This window comes from Kitasatospora sp. NPDC048194, assembly GCF_043202455.1.
In the GTDB taxonomy this organism is placed as follows: Bacteria; Actinomycetota; Actinomycetes; order Streptomycetales; family Streptomycetaceae; genus Kitasatospora.
This window is the reverse complement of record NZ_JBIDAK010000073.1, coordinates 1-3017: the sequence shown is the minus strand read 5'-3', so window position 1 is coordinate 3017 and position 3017 is coordinate 1. Positions and strand designations below refer to the sequence as shown.

The window sequence follows — 3017 nt, the reverse complement described above, 5'->3', positions numbered from 1 at the left end:
GAGGTGTTCGACGCGGGCCTTCTTCGTGGCGTAGTCGGGGTCGCGGGAGGTCTTCCAGGTCTTCACGCGTTGAGCTTCCCCCGCTGGGCGGGAGGTGCTGATTACTTGGTCAGGGCGGGTGTGGGTGGTTCGACGGTCACCGGTTCGGCCGTCGCCTGGGCGGCGTAGTATTTCTCCTCGTACTCGTTCGGGCTGAGCCAGCCCAGGCGCTTTTGGATGCGCCGAGTGTTGTACCAGCCGCCGATATAGGCGAACAGCGCCAGGTCGGCGTCGGTGCGGGTTGCGAACGTCGTGCGGCGCACGCACTCGGTCTTCAGTACGCTCCAGAAGTTCTCGGCCAGAGCGTTGTCGTAGGAGTCGCCGACGGCGCCCATGCTTGCCTCGATTCCGGCTTTCAGCAGGCGGGTTGTGAGTTTGATGGACGTGTACTGAACATCAGGGACCGTGGCGGGACTTCGACGAGGTCGAGCGGGCCGTATTCCAGTGGGTCGCGTGGTACAACGGTGAACGCCTCCACTCCGCCCTCGACTACACGCCGCCCGACGAGTACGAACAGGCGTACTGGGCGAGACGGGAGCAAGCCCCTCAAGCCGCCTGATCACACGATCGCGGACTCCACGAAAGCCGGGGCAGCTCAGAGGTGATCTGTTCGGGGTCGTGGCCTTCCCATTCCGAGACGGGCAGCTCGGCTGTGATCCCGAACCTGCTGTCGTACTCATCGAGGCGGCTTGCGTCGCCGGCCCGCTGCCACTCGGCGAGGGAGGCGGCCGCGACCGGGGTCTGCCCAGGCCCTTCGAGTTCGACCTGCCGGATCACCCACCCGTCGACATCGACCTCAAAGTAGAACCAGACATCTTCCTCGTCCCAGAAGCAGCGCATCCATGTCGTCACCAGGCCATGATGCCGGGCCAGATGCGCCGCAGCCCTCCCCCCGGTTCGAGATCGGGAAGGCCTGCTCTCAGGAGCACGTCGATTCCTCGTTGTGGGTGTTCCTGGCTCGGGCAGCATCCACGATCTTGGTGTCGATCTCAAACCTCAGGTGGTGCTTAGGGCACTGCGGTTACCGCGATACCTACCGCCCACGCCTTGAGAGTTCCCAGGTCGGGGTCTATATGGTCTTTTGCAAAAGCCACGACTCCTACCCGGTCGTGCTGCCCCGGCACGTCACTTCGTGAAATGATCGGTTCTAGTTGCCACAGCAGCTGGCCGGCTCCTTCGTAGCGGACCTCAGCGCCTACGCCCGTCAGGGCGTAAGGGACGGGCAGGAATGCCTCTGCATTCGGTCGCTCTTGGCGTGTGCTTATCTCGCTTGCGGATCTGACTTCTACGACAAACCGCTTGTGATCACTAGCCCGGACAATGTTTCTTTTGATGCTCACACCCCAAACGGTGATTGTGGCGGGAGCGACCTTGTCCTGGTCCTTCGACCGGGCAGTCCATGCTTGGTCAAATTCTGGGTAAGACGCCGTGGCAAGGTTAAGATCCTCGTCTACTCGGAATCCTCCCCCAATAAGGGCGAATCCGTCGTCTATGGGGACATGATCCGAAGCTTCCGGGTGACTTTCCTTAACGCTTTGCGTGGGATTCCCGAATCGCAGATTGGATTTAAGCTCTTCTCGACCTAGCTCTGAAATCCTCAGCCCGATGGCGAAGCAATTGAGTAAATGATTGTCGGGCAAAAAATGGTCCGTAGAAGAGGCTATCCAAGCTTTTTGGTCCTCGCGGGGGCGCGATTCCGTGAGGAGCGCTCCTTTATTAATGTTTCCCGATGCTCTTGCCCCGCCTCCGACAACGATGAAACCGTCTTCAACCTCGCAGCTGAGAGTGTGTTTAGGGCCTGCCGTGGGTGTGGTCTCCCGGTAGACACGCACAATCGCGAGCCCGTTCGAGTCTGCTGACTCAAAAATTTGAAGCGACATGACATCACCATTGATTCAATGGCCGACTCGCCGGATCTATCGGCAGTTATGGCGAGCAGGACCTTAACTCCGTCTCTTTTTCACGCTACGCTTCCGGCCCCTATCTGGCGACTCAACGTACGGCCTCCCCGACCAAACGCCAGCCCTCGGCGTCCGCTGCACCTGGTGCGCCTGGACAGTGCCCCGCGACGAGACGCTCCTTGCCCCAGCCCCGTGTGCTCTCCGGAGCTGGGCGATCAGCAGCCAGTGGTCGTCGAGCGTGTCGGTCGACGCCGGGAAGGTTGGCGCGACCGTCGGGTTCAGCGTCACGGACACCGCCACCAACACCGAGAGCGGTGCGTGTACGGCCCCGGACGGCAAGTTCGGCACCCTGGAGGCGTACCCGCTGTTCGATCACTTCACGTTCGACGTCTACGACACCTCGGTCGGCGACCGGTACGTCGGCGGCGGGGATGCCTACCACCCGGTAGGCTACTGCTACAACCACTGGGCCAACTAGTGCCGCATCAGGCAACGTTCGCCCCGTCGTGACGTGTCGCCCGGTTTCTGTGCCGAACGGCACCGGACCGTCAGAATGATCACGTGGCAGAACGCGTGCAGGTCCGTGAGATCGATGACGACGAGGGCAGACGGCTGCTACGGATCGTCCGCCGGGGCAGCGGGTCGGTGGTGGCCTGGCGGCGTGCCCAGATGGTGCTGCTGTCCGCCCAACGCATGCCCGTGGCGAAGATCGCCGAGGTCACATTCACCAGCGCGGACCGGGTCCGCGACGTGATCCACAACTTCAACGCCGACGGCTTCGACTCGCTCTACCCGAAATACCGGGGCGGCCGGCCGAGGACGTTCACACTGCCCGAGCGCCGCGAGATCAAGAAGATCGCCAAGTCCAAACCGGCCGAGCACGGCCTGCCATTCTCGACCTGGAGCCTGGCCAAGCTGGCCGACTTCCTGGTCGCCGAGGGGGTGGTCGACGACATCAGCCACGAGGGCCTTCGGGTCCTGCTCCGCGAGGAGGGCGTCTCCTTTCAACGCGTGAAGACCTGGAAGACCTCCCGCGACCCCGACTACGCCACGAAGAAGGCCCGCGTCGAACACCTT

Annotated in this window: 4 protein-coding genes and 1 pseudogene; 3 read left to right on the top strand and 2 right to left on the bottom strand. The window is 62.5% G+C overall.

The genetic code is table 11. The features are described from left to right. Positions 1-101 precede the first annotated feature (101 nt). A complete protein-coding gene (locus ACGF07_RS35570) occupies positions 102-386 on the bottom strand; it encodes an IS3 family transposase (RefSeq protein ID WP_392905819.1) in 285 nt (94 codons plus the stop codon). Between the two features lie 95 nt (positions 387-481). Between ACGF07_RS35570 and ACGF07_RS35565 the strand changes: the two are divergent. After that, positions 482-598 (top strand): annotated as a pseudogene (locus tag ACGF07_RS35565) (hypothetical protein); the annotation flags it as partial. On the opposite strand, the gene ACGF07_RS35560 reads toward ACGF07_RS35565, so the two are convergent. Continuing rightward, positions 586-879: a hypothetical protein gene (locus ACGF07_RS35560; protein WP_392905816.1), complete on the bottom strand. Its 294-nt coding sequence runs from the start codon at positions 877-879 to the stop codon at positions 586-588. The pseudogene ACGF07_RS35565 and the gene ACGF07_RS35560 overlap by 13 nt on opposite strands. A gap of 1299 nt (positions 880-2178) precedes the next feature. Between ACGF07_RS35560 and ACGF07_RS35555 the strand changes: the two genes are divergently transcribed. Together ACGF07_RS35555 and ACGF07_RS35550 are read left to right on the top strand one after the other, a co-directional pair. Further along, positions 2179-2418: a hypothetical protein gene (locus ACGF07_RS35555; RefSeq protein WP_392905814.1), complete on the top strand. Its 240-nt coding sequence runs from the start codon at positions 2179-2181 to the stop codon at positions 2416-2418. Between the two features lie 83 nt (positions 2419-2501). Beyond that, a partial coding sequence (locus tag ACGF07_RS35550; RefSeq protein ID WP_392905812.1) for a transposase occupies positions 2502-3017 on the top strand: 516 nt, incomplete at its 3' end.